Origin of the sequence: Pseudomonas putida (assembly GCF_026625125.1) — a bacterium.
GTDB lineage: Bacteria > Pseudomonadota > Gammaproteobacteria > Pseudomonadales > Pseudomonadaceae > Aquipseudomonas > Aquipseudomonas putida_X.
The window spans coordinates 2,217,220-2,237,676 of record NZ_CP113097.1 but is presented as its reverse complement, the minus strand read 5'-3'; the positions used below and the strand labels follow the sequence as shown (position 1 = coordinate 2,237,676).

The following is a 20,457-nucleotide window of genomic DNA, read 5'->3' as shown; positions in this document are numbered from 1 at the left end:
ATGAGATCGTCACTCCCCGGCGTCCCGCTGTTTCAGCTGTATGGCGAAAACCAGGCATGGCCCGGCACGGACCTGCTGCATTGCGAGTCGATCCCGGCCCGCAGCCGCCTGCACCATTGGGAAATCAAACCGCACCAGCACGCCGAGCTGTTTCAGTTGCTGTATGTGCAACGTGGCCAGGCGCAGGTAGAGATCGAGGGCGTGCGCAGTGCCATTGGCGAAGCGGCAATCCAGGTGGTACCACCGCTGACCGTGCACGGGTTTCGCTTCAGTGCCGATATCCAGGGGCATGTGCTGACCTTCGGCACCGCGCTGGTAGCAAACCTCGAGCAGCGCTTGGGTGCACCGCTGGGGGTGCTGGCCAAGCCTGCCTGTTACCCACTGGGCAAGGATCGCGTGCGCCTGCGCAGCCTGATCGACACACTGCAGCAGGAGTACCAGGGGCATGCCCCGGCACGCGCGCCCATGCTCGAAGCCCTGGTGACCGCGCTGATGGTGTGGATCAGCCGTCGCCAGCAATTGGGCCAGGCGCCCCGCAACCGAGACGAACGTGACCGTCAGTTGCTGGGGCAATATCTGCGCCTGGTCGAAGCGCACTACCGTGAGCACCTTTCGGTGGAGGACTTCGCCGCGCGGTTGAAGATCCCGAGCCTGCAGCTCAACCAACTGTGCCGGGCCTTGAGCGGGCAGACCGCACTGCAACTGGTGCACCAGCGGCTGCTGCTGGAGGCACAGCGCAACCTGATCTACACGCGGATGAGCATCGGGCAGTTGTCGGACAGCCTCGGGTTCAGTGACCCGACCTACTTTGCGCGGTTCTTCAAGCGCTTGAGTGGGCAGACACCCAATGGTTACCGTCGCTCGGTCCAGCCCGATTGACTGCGTATGCCTTTACTGGAAGGCCAAGAGCGACGCATGCGCAACAGCCTGCTTGACGTTTACGTCAACCTGCATTCAGGATACCGTCATAGTCCACGCCGAGCCCACGCATGAGCACCCAGACCTACAGCATCTCCGACCTGTCCCGCGAGCTGGACATCACCACCCGCGCCATCCGCTTCTATGAGGAGCAGGGCCTGCTCAGCCCGGAGCGTCGTGGCCTGGAGCGCATCTATTCGGCACGCGACAAAGTCAGCCTGAAGCTGATCCTGCGTGGCAAGCGTATCGGTTTTTCGCTGGCCGAATGCCGTGAACTGATCGAGCTCTACGACCCCAGCAGCGGCAACCTCAAGCAACTCAACAGCATGCTGGCAAAGATCACCGAGCGCCGCGCCCAGCTTGAACAACAGATGCTGGATATTCACCAGATGCAACTGGAGCTGGACACTGCCCAGGAACGTTGCGAACAGGCCCTGGCCGCAACCCTGAACAATAACGATAACCGTTGACCCGCCACAGGAACCCCACCATGCCTTTGCCCGAAAAAGTCCGCCTGGTCGAAGTCGGCCCCCGCGACGGCCTGCAGAACGAAGCCCAGCCCATCAGCGTTGCTGATAAGGTGCGCCTGGTCGACGACCTTACCGACGCCGGGCTGGCCTACATTGAGGTCGGCAGTTTCGTCTCGCCCAAGTGGGTGCCGCAGATGGCCGGCTCCGCCGATGTGTTCGCCGCTATCAAGCAACGCGAGGGGGTTACCTATGCGGCGCTGGCGCCCAACTTGCGGGGTTTCGAGGACGCCCTGGCGGCCGGGGTGAAGGAAGTGGCGGTGTTCGCCGCTGCCTCCGAGGCGTTTTCCCAGCGCAACATCAATTGCTCGATCAGCGAAAGCCTCAAACGTTTCGAGCCGATCATGCTGGCAGCGCGCAGCCACGGTGTGCGGGTGCGCGGTTACGTTTCCTGCGTGCTCGGCTGCCCGTATGAAGGCAAAGTCAGTGCCGAACAGGTCGCCCCCGTGGCCAAGGCCCTGCATGAGATGGGCTGCTACGAAGTGTCCCTGGGTGACACCCTCGGCACTGGCACCGCAGGTGATACCCGCAAACTGTTCGAAGTCGTCTCGGCGCACGTGCCGCGTGAGCAACTGGCCGGCCACTTCCACGATACCTACGGCCAGGCCCTGGCCAACGTGTATGCCAGCCTGCTCGAAGGTATCAGTGTGTTCGACAGCTCGGTGGCGGGCCTTGGGGGTTGCCCCTATGCCAAAGGTGCCACGGGCAATATCGCCAGCGAGGACGTGGTTTACCTGCTAGAGGGGCTGGGGATTGAAACCGGCATTGACCTGGACCGCTTGATCGCGGCGGGGCAGCGGATCAGCGAGGTGCTGGGCCGGGCCAACGGCTCACGTGTGGCGCGAGCACGCAGCGCACAGTGATTCACACGGTCGTCACAAATGTGTGGGTGAGTGTTACCGCCCCCACAGGCCTCAGCAAAAAATCGGGTAACAGGGAAACAATTCGACAGAATTTCACGCCACCCGAATTGGTCGATTCAGCTCAAGCCATTGATTTACAACAGTTTTCAAAAGTTGGCACGGCGCCTGCTATATCTTTCGTACAACAACAACAAAAAATGCGACACCCAATAAAAACAACATGTACCGGCTCTGACATAACAAGAACAACACGGCAGAGGCGCAGCAAGCAGATTTTTTTGGAGTAGACACGCTTTTCAGGGGTTTGCCCCGCGGTCTGGCACAGAACAATAAAACTACCTCAAGGTAGCGGCAGCCAGCATCGGATCCTTAGGATGAAAGCAGGTCAGCGCTCAAAAAAATACGTTTGCTCTTGACCCCGGTTGGGGGTCACTCGCAGCACCAAGGCAAGCCTACAAAAACAATAAAAGGTCGGCCTTCAATAATAAGAAAAGAGCAGGCAACAACGCTTTGAGGGGAGCTTCGGCTCCCCTCAGTGCTTCCTGACATCCTCCTCCTCCTCCTGCTTCTTCTCGTCGTGCCCCTCGACCTTTTCCACCATCATCGGCATCGTGGCCAGCACCAGCAGCGAAAGCACTGTGCTGATCAGCGCCGTCGCTTCACGCCCCATGCCTGCAGCGGTACCGATGGCGGCCGTCATCCACAGGCCAGCGGCCGTGGTCAGGCCTTTGACGTGGCTGGTGTCGCGACCATTACCTTTGAGGATGGTGCCCGCACCGAGAAAACCGATACCGGCGACGATACCCTGGATCACCCGGCTCAAGGCCTGCTCGTCGGCCCCGGCCATGCTTGGCGCCAGCACGAATAACGCGGCGCCCATCGACACCAGCATATGGGTACGCACGCCAGCGGACTTGCCTTTGTGCTCACGCTCGAAGCCCAGAATGGCCCCCAGAATGGCGGCCATCAACAGGCGCAGGATGATGCGGGTGACTTCACGCACTTGCGTGATATCGGCGAATTCGGCTTGTATCGTCTGCCAGACAACGTCCATGGAAAATTTCTCGCGGTCAAACTGGTGGCCGGCCCTGGCGCCGTTTCGCGGCTGAATCCGCGCTCACAGCGCAGTGCTTCTGAGCCGCGTACGGCAGGGCTCCTTGAGGGTGGACCGCCGTCGCCCCCACAAAGTGCCCCGCCCGGCGGGTGGATGCAGCAACCGGTGAGTGCCTGCGGTCACAGCTGTAACTGCAACCCGGAGGACCAGCCCATGCCCGTCGAAATCGAAGAAAGCACCCGCCGCTGCACCCTCATAGGCGAAGACCTGCGCATCGAAGGTGATGGCCCGGACATTGAGATCATCACCGATGAACAGTTGCGCATGTCCGTGGCGCTGTTGGCAGGCCAGCGCGTGCCGATCACCGAAGCCGAAGCCGACGCGCTGACCGTAGCCGGCGCCGTGGACAGCCGAAAGCATTTGAAGGCGAGCGTTCCTGGCTCGGTAATCTAGAGCGGCTGAAGCACTGACCAGCAACTGATCCGGTTTTTGGTGCATGGCCTGAGCCTGTACTGAAAACCGCTTCGGGCCCATAGTGGGGGTGACTTGCCTGTTCACCCTGCTGCCGAGCCTTCATGAAACGCTACGAACGATTCGCCGATGACATTGCCGAACTGATCCGCTCTGGCGTGCTCGGCCCCGGTCAGCGCGTGCCATCGGTGCGCTACGCCAGCCAGACACACGGCGTCAGCCCGTCGACCGTGTTCCAGGCCTACTACCTGCTCGAACGCCGCGGGCTGATCCGCGCACGGCCGCGTTCAGGCTATTTCGTCACTGCCCATGCACCGCGTCACTTCTGCGAGCCACAGCCACTGGAGCCGCTGAGCGAATCGACTGACGTGGATGTCAGCGCCCTGGTGTTCTCGATACTCGAATCGATCAAGGACCCGAACACCGTGCCGTTCGGCTCAGCGTTCCCCAGCCCGGAACTGTTCCCGCTGCAGCGCCTGTCGCGCTCGCTGGCCAGCGCCAGCCGGGCCATGGACCCACGCATGGTGGTCACTGACCTGTCGCCGGGCAACCCGCAACTGCGCCGGCAGATCGCCCTGCGCTACATGGTTGGCGGGATGATGCTGCCCATGGAGGAGTTGCTGATCACCAACGGCGCGCTGGAAGCACTGAACCTGTGCCTGCAGGCGGTCACCGAGCCGGGTGACCTGGTGGCGGTCGAGGCACCGGCCTTCTACGCCTGCCTGCAGGTGCTGGAACGGCTCAAACTCAAGGCGGTGGAAATACCCGTCCAGCCACGCGAGGGCATGGACCTGGCCGCCCTCGCCCAGACCTTGGAAAAGCACCCGGTCAAAGCCGTGTGGTGCATGACCAACTTCCAGAACCCAGTGGGCGCGAGCATGCCCGAGGCGAAGAAACAGGCATTGGTAACATTGCTGCAGCGCCATCAGGTGCCGCTGATCGAGGACGATGTCTACGCCGAGCTGTATTACTCGCAACAGGCGCCCAAGCCTGCCAAGGCCTTCGACACTCAAGGCCTGGTCATGCACTGCGGCTCATTCGCCAAGAGCCTGGCGCCCGGTTACCGGATCGGCTGGGTAGCCGCAGGGCGCTTTGCCCAGAAGATCGAACGGCTCAAGCTGATGACCTCACTGTGCGCCTCGATGCCGGCCCAGGCGGCCCTTGCCGACTACCTGGAACACGGTGGGTATGACCGCCACTTGCGCAAACTGCGCTATGCCTTGGAAGGCCAGCAAGCCAACATGCTCGCCGCCATCTCGCGCTATTTTCCGGCGCAGACGCGAGTCAGCCAGCCTTCTGGCGGCTACTTTCTGTGGCTGGAACTGCCCGAACGGATAGACGCGCTGAAGCTGTTCCACATGGCCCTGGCCCAAGGTATCAGCATCGCGCCGGGGCCTATATTTTCGCCCACCCGCCGCTTTGGCAACTGCATCCGCCTGAACTACGGCACCCCGTGGAGCGACACCGCCGAGCGGGCCATGGCAACCCTAGGCCGCATCATCCGCTCGTTCTGACAGCAAAATGGGCATTCGGGCGCAATCTGGCAAAATTCCGAGTAGGCGTAGCACAGCCGCAGCGTTAAAGTCTTAGCCACGCACTGCTGCCGGACGCTGCCATGCCTGTGAACGAGATGCTTGCCCTGCGCGAAGAAATCGCCACCTTGCGCCAACGTATCACGCAGCTGGAAGCCGAACTGCAGCAGCATTCGCCGCTAGGCCTGGATGTTTACCGCTTTCTGTTCAATACCATGGACGAAGGCTTCTGCATCATCGAATTCATTGACGGCCCCCATGGCCCGCTGAGTGATTTCGTGCACGTGCTCGTCAACCCCGCCTATACCAAGCACGCCGGCATCGCGGACGCGACCGGCCAGAAAATGCGCGACATATTGCCTGATGAAGCCGACGCGTGGGTTGCCCGTTACGGTCCCGTGCTGCACACCGGTGCCCCCCAGCAATTCGAACAGGAACTACGAGCCAGCGGCCGCGTTCTGTCAGTGAGCTCTTTTCGTATCGAGCCGCCGGAGCGCCGGCAGGTTGCGGTGCTGTTCAAGGATGTGACCGAGCGATGCAATACCGAGCAGGCCCTTGCGCAGCTCAATGCTCGCCTGGAGCAACGGGCAAGCGAAGCCATGGCACAGCGCAGCCTGTTCGCAGAGCTTATCGACCAGAGCGCAGCCAACGTGCACGTGCTCGACAACGGCATGCACTGGCTGGCCGTCAATCGCAAGGCCAGGGAGGACTTTCGGTTGCTGTATGGCCATACACCGGTAGTCGGCGCCTACATGCCGTCGCTGATGGGTGACAATGCCGCAGATCGCGAGACGATCCTGCCCTTATGGCGACGGGCACTGCAGGGCGAGCAGTTCACCGAGATCGGTGCATTCGGCCAGCAACCAGACCAGCGCCATTATGAACTGCGCTTCAATGCCCTGCGTGACGCTGCTGGGGCCCCGGTGGGCGCTTACCTGTTCGCCTACGACATCAGCGACCGCGTGCAGGCGCAACAACGCCTTGCCAACGCAGAGCAGGCCTTGCGCCAGGCGCAAAAGATGGAGGCCGTCGGGCAACTCAGCGGCGGCATCGCACATGACTTCAACAATTTGCTCGGCAGCATCCTCAATACCCAGGAACTGATCCAGCTGCGCCTGCAGCAACAGCGCTATACCGAGCTGGAAAATTTACTCGACATGTCCAACAGCACGGCCAAACGCGCCTCATCCCTGGTGCAACGGCTGCTGGCATTCTCGCGCCAACAAACCCTGCAACCACGCGCCACGGAGGTGGCAGAGCTGCTGGGCGGCATGCAGGAGCTGCTACGCCGAACGATCGGCCCCTCCATTTCCCTGCACAGCCGGTTCGCTCCTGAACTATGGCCCACCTTCATCGACCCGCCACAGTTGGAAAGCGCCCTGCTCAACTTGTGCATCAATGCACGTGACGCGCTGCCTGACGGGGGTGTCATCAGCATCCATGGTGACAACGTGGCGCTGGACAATGATCAGGCACGCCCTTTGGGGTTGCCCAGCGGCGACTACGTGCGCCTTAGCGTTGTCGACAACGGCTGCGGTATGAGCGAGGAAGTGATTGCACGTGCCTTCGACCCTTTTTTCTCCACCAAACCCATCGGCAAGGGCAGCGGCCTGGGGCTGTCGATGACCTATGGTTTCGTGCGCCAGTCCGGTGGGCAGTCACGCGTGCTTTCGCAACCCGGCATGGGTACACGTGTTGAATTGTACCTGCCGCGCCATCACCAACAGCCCACGGCGCAGCCCCAGGCGCCCAAGGCCAGCGCTCTGGATCAACACCGTGCCAACGGGCAGCGCATCGTGCTGGTGGAAGACCAGCTAGCCCTGCGCGTGGTGATCAGCGAGGTCCTGCAAGAGCAGGGTTACCGGGTCAGCGCCTTCGAGAATGGGCGGGGCGCCTTGGCACACTTGGAACACTTGGAACACAGCGAACGGCCGGACCTGCTGATAAGCGACATCGGCCTGCCCGACGGCCCCAACGGTCGCCATGTGGCGGAGCACTACCGGCGGCAGCACCCCGACCTCAAAGTGTTGTTCATTACCGGCTATGACAACAGTGCGGCGCTGGGAGGCGGCCCGCTACTCCAAGGCGCTCATGTGCTGGGCAAGCCGTTCGAGCTGGACGTGCTGGCCGAGTGCGTGCAGCAACTGCTGAGCGGTGGCGATTAGCGCCCGCCGCCAAGGTCGAGAAAGCTGCCAGTGGAATAGGACGCCTTGTCCGACAGCAACCAGAGAATGGCCTCGGCCACTTCTGCCGGGCGACCGCCACGCCCCATGGGCAAGCCAGGTTCCAGCTTGGCGACACGGTCGGGGTCGCCGGACAGGGCGTGGAAGTCAGTATGAATGTAGCCTGGGCGCACGCCATTGACCCGCACACCCTCACCTGCCACTTCCTTGGCCAAGCCAAGGGTGAAGGTGTCGAGGGCGCCTTTGGACGCGGCGTAGTCCACATACTCGTTGGGTGAGCCCAGGCGTGCAGCCCTTGATGACACATTGACGATGGCCCCACCTTGGCCACCGTGGCGGCGGGCCATGCGCAGCAAGGCGTGCTTGGCACAAAGCATCGGCCCGACGACATTGGTTTTCATCACCTTGAGCAGGCGGAACTCCGACATGTCTTCCACGCGGCTCTGCTGGCCGATGGTGCCCGCGTTGTTCACCAGTGCGGTGACGGGGCCGAGCGCTTCATCGACGCGGTGGAACAGCTGGATCACCTCGTCCTCGACACTGGCGTCTGCACGCACACAAATGGCCTGGGCGCCGAGTGCGCGGACCTGGGCAAGAATGGCGTGCGCGGCCTGGTCATCGGCGTGGTAGTTGATGCAGATGCGGTAACCCTCACGGGCAGCCTGCAGCGCGGTGGCGGCGCCGATGCCACGGCTGGCGCCGGTGATGACAATGACTTTCTCCATGGGCCTGCCAAATCACGTGGGAACATAGGTTCGACAATAGGGGAAAAGCCAGCCTCTTGGAATGACCCAGCACAACAGCTCAGGCAATTTCGCCCCGCGCTCAGGGCTCGAACCCTTCGACGATGATCACCTCAGCCTTGGCCACGCCGTGACGATGGCTGCACGCTTGTTGGTACAGCTCGGATCGATAGCAGGCCAGCGCCTGTTCGTAGGTCTGGAACTCGATCACCACGGTCCGCTGGGGCGTCGACCGCCCTTCCATCGCCTCGCTGCGCCCGCCCCGGGCCAGGAACCGCCCGCCGAATGCGGCAAAGGCGGCGGGCGCCCGTTGGGTGTACTGCTGATACTGCTCGGGGTCGGTCACGTCCACGTGGGCAATCCAATACGCTTTCATCCGCTACTCTCCTGATGCAAAACTATTTGTGTATGATGGTATACCATAATAATCACCCATTCACAGTGAGCGTTCAGCATGGCTTTCAACACGATCGAAGCACTCCTCGAGGACTACCGCCAAGGCAAGATGGTGCTGCTGGTGGACGACGAGGATCGGGAGAACGAGGGCGACCTGCTGATCGCCGCCGAGCGCTGTGACGCGCAGGCCATCAACTTCATGGCCCGCGAAGCGCGGGGCCTGATCTGCCTGACCTTGACCGACGAGCATTGTCAGCGCTTGGGGCTGGAGCAGATGGTACCGGCCAACGGCAGCGCGTTCAGCACCGCCTTCACCGTATCCATCGAGGCGGCCACGGGGGTGACCACTGGCATTTCTGCGGCTGACAGGGCGCGCACCGTGGCCGCAGCCATGGCCGCCGATGCCCGCCCGGCGGATCTGGTGCAGCCCGGCCACATCTTCCCACTGCGTGCCCGCGAAGGCGGTGTGCTGAACCGCGCCGGCCATACCGAAGCGGGTTGCGACCTGGCACGCCTGGCCGGTTTTGCCCCGGCTTCGGTGATCGTCGAGGTGCTCAACGATGACGGCACCATGGCTCGCCGACCGGACCTGGAAGTGTTCGCCGCCCGGCACGGCATCAAGATCGGCACCATCGCCGACCTGATCCATTACCGCCTGAGCACCGAGCAGACCATCAAGCGCATCGGTGAGCGCGAGCTGCCGACCGTGCACGGCACCTTCCGCCTGGTGACCTATGAAGACCGTATCGAAGGCGGTGTGCACATGGCCATGGTGATGGGCGATATCCGCCGCGAGCAGCCGACGTTGGTGCGCGTGCACGTCATCGACCCGTTGCGCGACCTGGTCGGTGCCGAGTATGCCGGGCCGGCGAACTGGACCTTGTGGGCTGCGCTGCAGAAGGTCGCGGAGGAAGGTGCCGGGGTAGTGGTGATCCTGGCCAACCATGAATCATCCCAGGCACTGCTCGAACGCATCCCGCAACTGACCCAGCCGCTGCGTCCGTACCAGCGGGGCCAGTCGAAGGTGTACTCGGAAGTCGGCACCGGCGCGCAGATTCTCCAGGACCTGGGCGTCGGCAAGCTCCGCCACCTGGGCCCCCCGCTCAAATACGCGGGCCTGGCGGGCTATGAGCTGGAAGTGGTCCAGAGCATCCCCTTCCAAGCCCAGAGCTGAAAGCTCCAAGCTCCAAGCTGCAAGCTGCAAGCTGCAAGCTGCAAGCTGCAAGCAAAAGCCGACCTGCGGCACGACGCGATCCGCTTCTACTTGCAGCTTGCAGCTTGAAGCTTGCAGCTCACAGCAGACAAGAGTGATGGCCGGTAGCCTTCCCCTCTTGCCAAAATCTTGGAATACCATAATATGATATCCCGTAGACCTTGAAATCGCAGGCCGCTACCTACACTTACCCAACGGCCACCGACACTTTGTTTTAGCTGCTCCCCGAATACTGTTGGCGGGCGCACTACCAGCCCCGCCTCGAATAACAAAAAGCAACGAGGGCGTAACCATGCTGTTGAGCAAACGTGTAACCGCAGTGCTGTCCGCCAGCCTGCTGACCCTGGCATGTCAGGCGACCCAGGCCGCTGACAGCCTCAACTTCGTCAGCTGGGGCGGTACCACCCAGGACGCCCAGAAAGAAGCATGGGCCGTACCTTTCAGCAAATCGACCAACATCAAAGTGGTACAGGACGGCCCGACCGACTACGGCAAGCTCAAAGCCATGGTCGAGAGCGGCAACGTGCAGTGGGACGTGGTCGACGTGGAAGCCGACTTCGCCCTGCGTGCCGCCAGTGAGGGCCTGCTCGAACCCCTCGATTTCAACACCATCGCGCGCGACAAGATCGACCCACGCTTCGTCTCCGACCATGGCGTCGGTTCGTTCTTCTTCTCGTTCGTGCTCGGCTACAACGAAGGCAAGCTCGGCGCCAACAAACCGGTGGACTGGACCGCGCTGTTCGACACCAAGACCTACCCCGGCAAACGCGCCCTGTACAAGTGGCCGAGCCCCGGCGTACTGGAACTGGCCCTGCTGGCTGACGGCGTGCCGGCTGACAAGCTCTACCCGCTGGACCTGGACCGCGCCTTCAAGAAGCTCGACACCATCAAGAAAGACATCGTCTGGTGGGGCGGTGGTGCCCAGTCGCAGCAATTGCTGGCCTCCGGTGAAGCCTCGCTTGGCCAGTTCTGGAACGGCCGCGTCTACGCCCTGCAGCAAGATGGAGCGCCAGTGGGCGTGAGCTGGAAGCAGAACCTGGTCATGGCCGATTTCCTGGTCATCCCCAAGGGCGCCAAGAACAAGGACGCGGCCATGAAGTTCCTGGCCCAGGCCAGCAGCGCCGAAGGCCAGGCCGATTTCGCCAACAAGACCGCCTACGCGCCGGTGAACCTGGACAGCGTGGCCAAGCTCGACAAAGACCTCGCGCAGAACCTGCCAACCGCCTACGCCCAGGACCAGGTAACCCTGGACTTCGCCTACTGGGCCAAGAACGGCCAGGCCATCGCCGCGCGCTGGAATGAGTGGTTGGTGAAATGAAAGTCGCCATCAACGCCCTGCAAAACGCGCAAGGTGCCCCCACGGGCGCTGGCGCCCCCGGGACGGCCCCGCGCCGCATGAGCCTCGGCCAGCGCTGGAAAGGCAGCCGCAACCTGTTGCCTGCCCTGCTGTTCCTTGGCCTGTTCTTCTTCGCCCCGCTGATCGGCCTGTTGCTGCGTGGGGTGCTGGAGCCCGTGCCGGGGCTGGGCAACTACGAGCAGCTGTTCGCCAACTCGGCGTATGCGCGGGTCTTGTTCAACACCTTTTCGGTTGCCGGCGTCGTCACCCTGATCAGCGTGTTGCTGGGCTTCCCGCTGGCCTGGGCAATTACCCTGGTGCCCAACGGCTGGGGCCGCTGGTTGCTGAACATCGTGCTGTTGTCGATGTGGACCAGCCTGTTGGCGCGCACTTACTCGTGGCTGGTGCTGCTGCAGGGTTCGGGGGTGATCAACAAGGCGTTGATGGCGCTGGGCATCATCGATGCCCCGCTGGAAATGGTGCACAACCTGACCGGCGTGGTGATCGGCATGAGCTACATCATGATCCCGTTCATCGTGCTGCCACTGCAGGCGACCATGCACGCCATCGACCCGATGGTGCTGCAGGCTGGCTCCATCTGCGGCGCAAGCCCCTGGACCAACTTCTGGAAGGTGTTCCTGCCGCTGTGCCGCTCGGGGCTGTTCTCCGGTGCGCTGATGGTGTTCGTCATGTCGCTGGGCTACTACGTCACCCCAGCCCTGCTGGGTGGCGCGCAGAACATGATGCTGCCCGAATTCATCATCCAGCAGGTGCAATCGTTCCTCAATTGGGGCCTGGCCAGCGCCGCCGCCGCACTGCTGGTGGTCATCACCCTGGTGCTCTTCTACCTGTACCTGAAGCTGCAACCGGAGTCCCCGGTCGGCAACGCGAGGTAAACCGCCATGCTTCTGTCTCCCAATGCCATGGGGCGCCCGCTGCGCACGGGCTTGTACCTGACCACCGGCGTGATTGCGGCCTTCCTGCTGCTGCCGGTCGTTTTCATCATCCTCCTGTCGTTCGGCTCCTCGCAATGGCTGGTATTCCCGCCACCAGGCTGGACCTTCAAATGGTATGCCCAGTTCTTCGCCAACCCTGAGTGGATGGACGCCGCCCTGGCCAGCTTCAAGGTCGCCGTGCTGACCACCATCGCCGCCGTGCTGCTGGGCCTGCCTACCGCATTCGCCCTGGTGCGCGGCCGCTTCCCTGGCCGCGAAATGCTCTACGGGCTGTTCACCATGCCGATGATCGTGCCGCTGGTGATCATTGCCGTGGCGGTGTATGCACTGTTTCTGAAGCTCGGCTACACCGGCACGCTGTTCGCCTTCGTGGTCAGCCATGTGATCGTCGCCCTGCCCTTCACCATCATTTCGATCATCAACTCGCTCAAGCTGTTCGACCAATCGATCGAGGACGCCGCGGTGATCTGCGGCGCCTCGCGCCTGCAGGCGATCTTCAAGGTGACCTTCCCGGCCATTCGCCCCGGGATGATCGCCGGCGGGCTGTTCGCTTTCCTGGTCTCGTGGGACGAGGTGGTACTGAGCGTGATGATGGCCAGCCCCGACCTGCAAACCTTGCCCGTCAAGATGTGGACCACCCTGCGCCAGGACCTGAGCCCGGTGATCGCCGTCGCCTCGACGCTGCTGATCGGCCTGTCGCTGTTGGTCATGGTCATTGCCGCCGCCTTGCGCCGGCGCACCGAAACGAACGCCTGAGCGCCCGGAGAAAACAACAATGAGTGCAGTGATCAAAGACAACGCGCACAACAAGACCCTGGTCAGCCTGCGCGGCCTGAACAAGCATTACGGTGACTTCACCGCAGTGGATAATCTGGACCTGGAAATCCAGGACGGCGAGTTCCTCACCTTCCTCGGCTCCAGCGGCTCGGGCAAGTCCACCACGCTGTCGATGCTGGCCGGGTTCGAGACGCCCAGCAGCGGCGAGATTCTGGTCGAGGGGCAGTCGCTGGTGAATGTGCCACCACACAAGCGCGACATCGGCATGGTGTTCCAGCGCTACTCGCTGTTCCCGCACCTGAATGTGCGTGACAACATCGCTTTCCCCTTGGCCATCCGCAAGCTCAGCGCTGCCGAAACCAAGAAGCGGGTCGATGCCATGCTCAAGCTGGTGCAACTGGAGGCGTTCGCCCATCGCAAGCCTTCGCAGATGTCGGGCGGCCAGCAACAGCGGGTGGCGATTGCCCGCGCCTTGGTATACGAACCTCGTATCCTGCTGATGGACGAGCCCCTGGGCGCACTGGACAAGAAACTGCGCGAAGACCTGCAGGATGAACTGCGCCAGCTGCACCGCAGGCTGGGCATCACCATCGTCTACGTCACCCACGACCAGGAAGAAGCCATGCGTCTGTCCCAGCGCATCGCCATCTTCAGCCACGGCAAGATCGTCGGCCTGGGCACCGGTTATGACCTCTACCAGAATCCACCCAACGCCTTTGTCGCGTCGTTCCTGGGCAACTCCAACTTCCTGCGCATCACGGCCACCAGCAACGGCGCTGGCAGCTTCGAAGGCCAGCCGGTGGCGATCCGCCTGACGCCTGGCCTGGCGGCGGGGCAAGATGCATTGATCATGGTACGCCCGGAAAAGGCCCTGGCACTCACCGCCGAGCAAGCGGCACGCCAACCGTTGCCAGCGGGCTGGAACGAAGTGATTGCCAAGGTCGGCGAAGTGCTGTTCCTCGGCGAAAGCCAGACCTGCCATGTGATGACCCCAGGCGGTACCGAACTGACCGTGAAAGCTCTCTCGGCTGCGGGGATGTCCATGCAGCCTGGCGATACCGTGAAGGTCCGCTGGGCGGTTGCAGATGCCTGCATCTACACCCAATGGGCGCAAAGCGACCTGAGCAAGTCGGCCGGCGCGCACTGAGGACAGCGGTAGATGGATGATTGACGCGCATCGTGACCAATCCTCGCATGCGCGTTCCAGGTGCCAGGCGCTGACCCGCAGCGTCTTTAGCGGAGCTGTAATAGCCCCAGCGCGCTCGACGGGAGCAGCGAGCATCTGGGGCCGCTGTGCGGCCCATCGCCGGCAAGCCCGGCTCCCACCTGGATTGCGCCGGCTTTTGGAAATTGGGCAAGACCGTTGCTTGCACAGGTAAGCGCAGGCTTGAAGAACTGCGCGGTCGCGGTGGGAGCCGCTTACCGGCGATGAGGGCTGCACAGCCACTGCAAAAAAGCACTACCTTGCGCAGGTAAAAATGTTAGAAAATAACATTTCATTTGACATACAACCTGCCTGCGACACCTCCATGACAAGCTCCGCCGCCACCCCAACCCTGCTCACCCAGCGCCTGCAGAGCATTGATGCCCTGCGCGGTCTGGTGATCCTGTTCATGCTGCTCGACCACGTTCGCGAAACCTTCTTCCTGCACCACCAGGTCAGCGACCCGATGAGCATCGACACCACCGACCCGTCGCTGTTCTTCAGCCGCACCCTGGCCCACCTGTGCGCCCCGGTGTTCGTACTGCTGACCGGCCTGTCGGCCTGGCTGTACGGCGAGAAGTATCAGGGCCGCAGCGATGTCTCGGCGTTCCTGTTCAAGCGCGGTCTGTTCCTGGTGGTGCTGGAGCTCACCCTGGTGAACTTCGCCTGGACCTTCCAGCTGCCCCCCAGTGTCATCTACCTGCAGGTGATCTGGGCCATCGGGGTAAGCATGATCGCCCTGTCGCTGCTGGTGTGGCTGCCACGCCCGGCGCTGATTGTGCTGGGCGCAGTGATCATCGCCGGCCACAACCTGCTCGACGGCCTGCACTTTGCCACCGAGTCGGCGCTGCATGTGCCGTGGGCGATCCTGCATGACCGTGGCTGGCTGGAACTCTCTGACAGCCTGCGCCTGCGTACCTCCTACCCGGTACTGCCGTGGATCGGCGTGATTGCCTTGGGCTATGGCCTGGGCCCATGGTTCGCCCGTGGCAGCGATGCCGGCCAGCGTCAGTACCGCCTGCTGCTGGCAGGGGTCATCGCCCTGCTCGGCTTCATGGTGCTGCGCATGCTCAATGGCTACGGCGAGGCGCCGTGGAGCGGCTACCCGACGCTTACCCAGACCGTGATGAGTTTCTTCAACATCACCAAATATCCGCCCTCGCTGCTGTTCCTGGCGCTGACCCTGGGCTGCGGCCTGCTGCTGCTGCGCGCCTTCGAACGTGCAGGGCAAACACGCTGGATCGGTGCCCTGGCGGTGTTCGGCGCGGCGCCGATGTTCTTCTACCTGCTGCACCTGTACGTGCTGAAACTGCTGTACCTGGCCAGCGTCGCCCTGTTCGGCCGCAATCACGGCGATTACTTCGGGCTCGACGGCATGGGCGCTGTGTGGCTGGGCGCTGTACTGCTGGCCGTGGCGCTGTACCTGCCGGTGCACTGGTTTGCCAGGCTCAAGGCGCGCCGCCGCGACATCACCTGGCTCAAGTACTTCTGATTCAGCGTTTTCACCGGCTGCCTGATGGTCTACCATGCGGGCCGCCGGTTTCCACCACGGAAACAATAGGGAATCCCAAGCCGCCCAGGCGCGCCAACCGGAACTGCCCCCGCAACTGTAGGTGCCGAGCCCGCTCCATCGATGCCACTGGATCCGCTGATCCGGGAAGGCCGGAGCCGGGTGATGACGCACCAGTCAGGAGACCTGCCGGCTTACATCTACCAACCGGCGGGGTGTCCGGGATTGGCCATCAGAGTTGCCCCTGTCGCATGAGGGGCTCGGCGATGCCTGTCCGCGCGTTCCTTCCGTGAACTGTCCGATAGGAGATCGCCCCGCATGCTGTCCCGTTTCGCCACCCTGCTTGTCGGCCTGAGCCTCACGGGCGCGGCACAGGCCGCCGCCACGCATTATCCGCTGACCGTGGACAACTGCGGCATGCCGCAAACCTTCGCCCACGCCCCCGCACGCGCCGTGACCATCGGCCAGGCCGGCACCGAAATCCTCTACGCGCTGGGGTTGGGCGACAAGCTGGCCGGCACATCGCTGTGGTTCAACAACGTCTTGCCCGAGTACAAGGCGCAGAATGACAAGGTGCCACGCCTGGCCGACAACGACCCAAGCTTCGAAGCGGTGGTGGGCAAGCGCCCCGAGCTTGTGGCGGTACAGTTCGAATGGATGGTTGGCGCCCAGGGCGTGGTCGCGACCCGTGAGCAGTTCAACGAACTGAAGATTCCCACCTACCTGCTGCCCTCGGACTGCGAAGGCAAGGACAACCTGGTGGGGGCCGATGGCACGCGGCTGCAGGCGTTTCAGGTCCAGAGCATTTACAAGAGCGTCAGCCAGCTGGCAGAAATCTTCGACGTCCAGGACCGTGGCGCGGCACTGAACAGCGACCTCCAGGCACGCCTGGACGGCGCCAGGCAACAACTGGCCGGCAAAGACCTGAGCCAGACCTCTGCACTGTTCTGGTTCTCCAGCGCCGACCTCGACATCGACCCCTACGTCGCGGGCCGCCAGGGCGTGGCAGACTTCATGCTGCGCACCCTGGGTGTGCGCAACGTGGTCGAGTCCACCGAAGAATGGCCCACGGTGGGTTGGGAAACCCTCGCCAAGGCCAACCCGACGTGGCTGATCATCGCCCGCATGGATCGCCGCCGCTTTCCGGCCGACGACTACCAGAAGAAGCTCGACTTCCTGCACAGCGACCCGGTAACCAAGCACATGGATGCCGTGAAAAACAACCGCATCATCGTCCTCGACGCCGATGCCATGCAGGCCGGTATCCGCCTGTTCCGGGGCCTGCAAACCCTGTCGGCAGCCTTCGCCAGCGGTAAAGCGGCGCCGTGATGAAGCGTCTGTTGCCCTGCTCTGCACTGGCCCTGATTGCCCTGCTCGGCGCATTGCTCGCCGGCACTGCCATCGGCGAGACCAACGTGTCACCCAGCGTGGTGTACCAGGTACTGGCCAACCAGCTGTGGCAGGCCGGTTACCCGGTCGACCCGATCGACGCCGGTATCGTCTGGAACTACCGCCTGACGCGCACGCTGGTCGCCGCCGCCTGCGGCGCAGGGCTGGCGACCTGTGGGGTGATCCTGCAGGCACTGCTGCGCAACCCGCTGGCCGAACCCTACTTGCTGGGCCTGTCAGCCGGGGCATCGACCGGCGCCGTGCTGGTGGGCCTGATGGGCCTGGGCAGCATTGCCCTGAGCATGTCCGGCGGCGCCTTCGTCGGCGCCGTCGCGGCCTTCGCGCTGGTCCTGGTGCTGGCCCGCGCAGCTGGCCCGAGCAGCAACAACGCCCAAGTGATCCTGGCAGGGATTGCCGGCTCGCAACTGTTCAACGCCCTGACGGCGTTTCTGATCACCAAATCAGCCACCGCCGAGCAGGCTCGCGGCATCCTGTTCTGGCTGCTGGGCAACCTCAGTGGCGTGCGTTGGCCATCCGTATGGCTGGCCATGCCGGTGGCACTGTTCGGGCTGGTGGTGTGCCTGTGGCACCGGCGCACACTGGACGCCTTCACCTTCGGCGCTGATTCGGCGGCGTCGATGGGCATCGCGGTGCGGCGCAGCCAATTGCTGCTGATCAGCTGCGCGGCGCTGGTGACGGCAGTGATGGTGTCCATCGTCGGCGCCATCGGTTTTGTCGGGCTGGTCATCCCGCATGCCCTGCGCCTGTTGCTCGGCCCAGGCCACAGCCGCCTGCTGCCGGCCAGCGCCCTGGGCGGTGCGCTGTTCCTGATCGCCGCAGACATGCTTTCCCGCACGCTGATCCCGGGCCAGGTGATCCCGGTAGGGGTGGTCACCGCGCTGATCGGCGCACCGGTGTTTGCGCTGATCCTGGTCAGCCGCAGGGGGCGCGCATGACGGCCATGACACCGCCGAAAGTCGCTCCGCTCGCCTGCCAAGGCTTGGGTTTGCAACTGGCGGGCAACCCCGTGCTACGCGACATCAACCTGACGGTCGTCGCCGGTGAAACCCTTGGCATCGTCGGCCCGAATGGCTCCGGTAAATCATCCCTGCTCAAACTGCTGGCCGGGCTGCGCACGCCGCATAGCGGCAGCGTGCAATTGCTCGGCGAGCCGCTTGCACGCCTGCCGCGTCGGCGCATCGCCCAGGCCTTGGCGCTGGTCGAGCAACAGGCCGACACCCTCGACGCCATCAGCGTGTTCGACGCCGTGGCGCTAGGGCGTACCCCATGGTTGTCCGCCCTGGCGCCGTTTTCCCAGGAGGATCGTGCGATCGTCGAGCAGGCCCTGGCCGACCTCGATGCCTCGCACCTGCGTAGCCGTATCTGGGGTTCGCTGTCCGGTGGCGAACGCCAGCGCGTACACATTGCCCGCGCCCTGGCCCAGCGCCCGCAGCTGCTGCTGCTCGATGAGCCGACCAACCACCTCGACATCCAGCATCAGCTGAGCCTGCTGCAACAGGTACAGGCGTTACCGGTCACCACCCTGGTGGCCCTGCACGACCTGAACCAGGCACTGACCTGCGACCGTGTGGCGGTGCTCGAACACGGCCGCCTGGTCGCCCTCGGCGATCCGCTTGAGGTACTGACCCCCGAGCGTTTGCTGAGCACCTTCGGCGTACACGCCCGCTACCTCACCGACCCCTTCGACGGCGCGCGCATCCTGCGCTTTCGCGCCCCCTGAACCAGGAAGCTCCGGCATGCTGTTGCGCACTACCGTCCTGCTGCTCGCCAGCGCTGTGCTACCTCACGCCGCGCTGGCCGAGGTGCACGAAGTGAAGATGCTCAACCGCGGGGCGGCAGGCTCGATGATCTACGAGCCCGACCACCTGCGTATCGCTGCGGGTGATACGGTACGTTTCGTGCCGACCCAGAGCGGCCACAACGCAGCCAGCCTGCCCGGGTTGCTACCGGAGGGCGCCATGGCGTTCAAGAGCAAGCTGAACCAGCCCTTCGAGCAGACCTTCACGGTGGCAGGGGTGTACGGCATCCATTGCATCCCGCACCTGGCGATGGGCATGGTGATGCTGATTCAGGTAGGCGATGCCCGCTTGACCGAATTGCCAGCGGCGCTGCCTGCCCGGGCACGCACGCGCCTGGCAGCTCAACTGCAGCAGTTGGAGGCCGGCCAATGACCGGTTCCTAAACCGCCTGCCACTGCTCCATGTGCGTCGTCAGCCACACCGGGTCATCCTCTACGTCGACCACCACAAAGCCCTGGCGCTCCCAGAACCAGATCGCACCCGGCAGAAACGGATGGGTGTGCAGGTACAGGCAGTCGACACCTGCCTCGACGGCGTGCTCACGCAAGGCCTGGAACAACGCCGCGGCCAAGCCGTTGCGCCGGTAGCCGGGCAGCACGAACAGGCGCACGATTTCAACGACGCGTTTGCCGTGATAATCGAGCTGATGAAAGCGATGGTCGTAGGGCTGGTAGCCGATGGTTGCGATCAAGGTGCCGTTATCCCGGGCTTCCAGAAAATGCCCGTCGCCATCGAGGTAGGTCGCCTCGAAATCGGCCAGGTCTTTGGGCAGAGGTGAATGGGCGAGCATGGGGAAGAGCTCCCGGCGGGCCTTGTCGACGAAGGCTACGACTTCATCGATGGCGTCACGGCCGGGTGTTTGGAAAGTCCAGTCGGGCATGGGATCGAAGCGATGGCCTGGTAAAAGGTTCCCTACCCTACCGCATCGGACGGCCCAATGCATGGCCGGCCCGATCTCGCTATAATCCTCGCCCTAGAACGCGCCCAAGGCCAGCCCATGCCCCGCCTCTGCAAGTTGTTGCTGCCGCTGTTGTTTGCCGCTGCCCTCACCGCCTGCGACCAGAAACCGACCCGCGAAGAGCAGATCGTGGCCATGCTGCCGCTGCAGGAAGCCTACGAGCACAACATAGACCGCATGGCGTCGCTGCTCACCCGCACTCACCCGCAACTCGACGAAGAGACAATCCGCAGGGTGCTGCGCAAGCACCTCTCGGTCGAGGACCAGCGCCAGGACCTGTTCAAGCTCTACAGCGAAAAGAACTTCAGCGACGCCGAGTTCGCCACCATCGTCCAGGTCACCCGCGACCCCGCCAAGGCCCAGGCCCTGGAGCAGACCGAGGACGGCCAGCGGCTGAGCGCCAAGCTTACCCGGCTGATGCGCGAGACCGCACGCGACGAGAAGGCCCAAGCACTGGCACAGAAGCGCTTGCAGCAGGTGGAGGACGAGCTGAATGGGTTGTAACTGCGCAGTACTGTAGGCGCTGCGACCCTCTCACTGGGAGTGGCGCAGGTGCACAGCGAAGCTGACAGGCGTTCAATGGCGGCCACCCGTCGGTTGCACGGCA

General features: G+C 63.4%; 21 protein-coding genes and 1 riboswitch. Of the genes, 17 read left to right on the top strand and 4 right to left on the bottom strand.

Annotated elements, in window-relative coordinates; all coding sequences use genetic code 11:
• From OSW16_RS10200 to OSW16_RS10190, 3 genes are all read left to right on the top strand, one after another.
• Complete coding sequence (locus OSW16_RS10200; RefSeq protein ID WP_267822766.1) at positions 1–879, top strand: helix-turn-helix domain-containing protein; 879 nt, start codon at positions 1–3, stop codon at positions 877–879.
• Between the two features lie 110 nt (positions 880–989).
• Complete coding sequence (locus tag OSW16_RS10195; protein WP_012313840.1) at positions 990–1,388, top strand: MerR family transcriptional regulator; 399 nt, start codon at positions 990–992, stop codon at positions 1,386–1,388.
• 20 nt (positions 1,389–1,408) lie between these two features.
• Positions 1,409–2,308: a hydroxymethylglutaryl-CoA lyase gene (locus tag OSW16_RS10190; RefSeq protein WP_267822762.1), complete on the top strand. Its 900-nt coding sequence runs from the start codon at positions 1,409–1,411 to the stop codon at positions 2,306–2,308.
• Positions 2,309–2,840: 532 nt separating this feature from the next.
• On the opposite strand, the gene OSW16_RS10185 is transcribed toward OSW16_RS10190, so the two are convergent.
• Positions 2,841–3,362, bottom strand: coding sequence for an MgtC/SapB family protein (locus OSW16_RS10185; protein ID WP_267822760.1), 522 nt, complete (start codon positions 3,360–3,362; stop codon positions 2,841–2,843).
• Positions 3,363–3,575: 213 nt separating this feature from the next.
• On the opposite strand from OSW16_RS10185, the gene OSW16_RS10180 reads away from it, so the two are divergent.
• The 3 genes from OSW16_RS10180 (at position 3,576) to OSW16_RS10170 (ending at position 7,530) form a co-directional block, all read left to right on the top strand.
• Positions 3,576–3,815, top strand: a complete 240-nt coding sequence (locus OSW16_RS10180; protein WP_241806502.1) for a DUF3203 family protein — start codon at positions 3,576–3,578, stop codon at positions 3,813–3,815.
• A gap of 122 nt (positions 3,816–3,937) precedes the next feature.
• Positions 3,938–5,347 (top strand): GntR family transcriptional regulator MpaR, encoded by a 1,410-nt coding sequence (gene mapR / locus OSW16_RS10175; protein WP_267822758.1) that lies wholly within the window; start codon positions 3,938–3,940, stop codon positions 5,345–5,347.
• A gap of 101 nt (positions 5,348–5,448) precedes the next feature.
• On the top strand, positions 5,449–7,530 hold the full coding sequence (locus tag OSW16_RS10170; RefSeq protein WP_267822756.1) for a hybrid sensor histidine kinase/response regulator: 2,082 nt from the start codon (positions 5,449–5,451) through the stop codon (positions 7,528–7,530).
• Here the strand turns inward: OSW16_RS10170 and OSW16_RS10165 are convergent.
• Both OSW16_RS10165 and OSW16_RS10160 read right to left on the bottom strand, forming a co-directional pair.
• The gene (locus OSW16_RS10165; RefSeq protein WP_267822754.1) at positions 7,527–8,273 is read right to left on the bottom strand and encodes an SDR family oxidoreductase; all 747 of its coding nucleotides are present in this window, start codon (positions 8,271–8,273) and stop codon (positions 7,527–7,529) included. The genes OSW16_RS10170 and OSW16_RS10165 overlap by 4 nt on opposite strands.
• 100 nt (positions 8,274–8,373) lie before the next feature.
• The gene (locus tag OSW16_RS10160) at positions 8,374–8,667 is read right to left on the bottom strand and encodes a DUF1330 domain-containing protein (protein ID WP_241806506.1); all 294 of its coding nucleotides are present in this window, start codon (positions 8,665–8,667) and stop codon (positions 8,374–8,376) included.
• Positions 8,668–8,745: 78 nt separating this feature from the next.
• Between OSW16_RS10160 and ribBA the strand changes: the two genes are divergently transcribed.
• The 10 genes from ribBA (at position 8,746) to OSW16_RS10110 (ending at position 19,264) form a co-directional block, all read left to right on the top strand.
• Entirely contained in the window at positions 8,746–9,861 is a 1,116-nt protein-coding gene (gene ribBA, locus OSW16_RS10155) for a bifunctional 3,4-dihydroxy-2-butanone-4-phosphate synthase/GTP cyclohydrolase II (RefSeq protein ID WP_267822752.1), read from the top strand.
• A gap of 331 nt (positions 9,862–10,192) precedes the next feature.
• The gene (locus tag OSW16_RS10150; RefSeq protein ID WP_267822750.1) at positions 10,193–11,218 is read left to right on the top strand and encodes a polyamine ABC transporter substrate-binding protein; all 1,026 of its coding nucleotides are present in this window, start codon (positions 10,193–10,195) and stop codon (positions 11,216–11,218) included.
• A complete protein-coding gene (locus OSW16_RS10145) occupies positions 11,215–12,132 on the top strand; it encodes an ABC transporter permease (protein WP_267822748.1) in 918 nt (305 codons plus the stop codon). Before OSW16_RS10150 ends, OSW16_RS10145 begins: the two co-directional genes overlap by 4 nt.
• 6 nt (positions 12,133–12,138) lie before the next feature.
• Positions 12,139–12,948 carry an ABC transporter permease gene (locus tag OSW16_RS10140; RefSeq protein ID WP_012313829.1) on the top strand — a complete coding sequence of 270 codons (810 nt, stop codon included), beginning with the start codon at positions 12,139–12,141 and terminating at the stop codon, positions 12,946–12,948.
• A gap of 19 nt (positions 12,949–12,967) precedes the next feature.
• On the top strand, positions 12,968–14,116 hold the full coding sequence (locus OSW16_RS10135) for an ABC transporter ATP-binding protein (RefSeq protein WP_267822745.1): 1,149 nt from the start codon (positions 12,968–12,970) through the stop codon (positions 14,114–14,116).
• Between the two features lie 382 nt (positions 14,117–14,498).
• Entirely contained in the window at positions 14,499–15,665 is a 1,167-nt protein-coding gene (locus tag OSW16_RS10130) for a DUF1624 domain-containing protein (protein WP_267822743.1), read from the top strand.
• 28 nt (positions 15,666–15,693) lie between these two features.
• Positions 15,694–15,892, top strand: a riboswitch (cobalamin riboswitch).
• A gap of 109 nt (positions 15,893–16,001) precedes the next feature.
• Complete coding sequence (locus OSW16_RS10125) at positions 16,002–17,012, top strand: ABC transporter substrate-binding protein (RefSeq protein WP_267822741.1); 1,011 nt, start codon at positions 16,002–16,004, stop codon at positions 17,010–17,012.
• A complete protein-coding gene (locus tag OSW16_RS10120) occupies positions 17,012–18,028 on the top strand; it encodes a FecCD family ABC transporter permease (RefSeq protein ID WP_267822739.1) in 1,017 nt (338 codons plus the stop codon). The genes OSW16_RS10125 and OSW16_RS10120 overlap by 1 nt, the downstream gene beginning before the upstream one ends.
• A complete protein-coding gene (locus OSW16_RS10115) occupies positions 18,025–18,813 on the top strand; it encodes an ABC transporter ATP-binding protein (protein ID WP_267822737.1) in 789 nt (262 codons plus the stop codon). Before OSW16_RS10120 ends, OSW16_RS10115 begins: the two co-directional genes overlap by 4 nt.
• A gap of 16 nt (positions 18,814–18,829) precedes the next feature.
• The gene (locus tag OSW16_RS10110; protein WP_267822735.1) at positions 18,830–19,264 is read left to right on the top strand and encodes a pseudoazurin; all 435 of its coding nucleotides are present in this window, start codon (positions 18,830–18,832) and stop codon (positions 19,262–19,264) included.
• Positions 19,265–19,271: 7 nt separating this feature from the next.
• On the opposite strand, the gene OSW16_RS10105 is transcribed toward OSW16_RS10110, so the two are convergent.
• Positions 19,272–19,772, bottom strand: coding sequence for a GNAT family N-acetyltransferase (locus OSW16_RS10105; RefSeq protein WP_267822733.1), 501 nt, complete (start codon positions 19,770–19,772; stop codon positions 19,272–19,274).
• 117 nt (positions 19,773–19,889) lie between these two features.
• On the opposite strand from OSW16_RS10105, the gene OSW16_RS10100 reads away from it, so the two are divergent.
• Entirely contained in the window at positions 19,890–20,354 is a 465-nt protein-coding gene (locus OSW16_RS10100; protein WP_267822731.1) for a hypothetical protein, read from the top strand.
• The last annotated feature ends 103 nt before the right edge of the window (positions 20,355–20,457 follow it).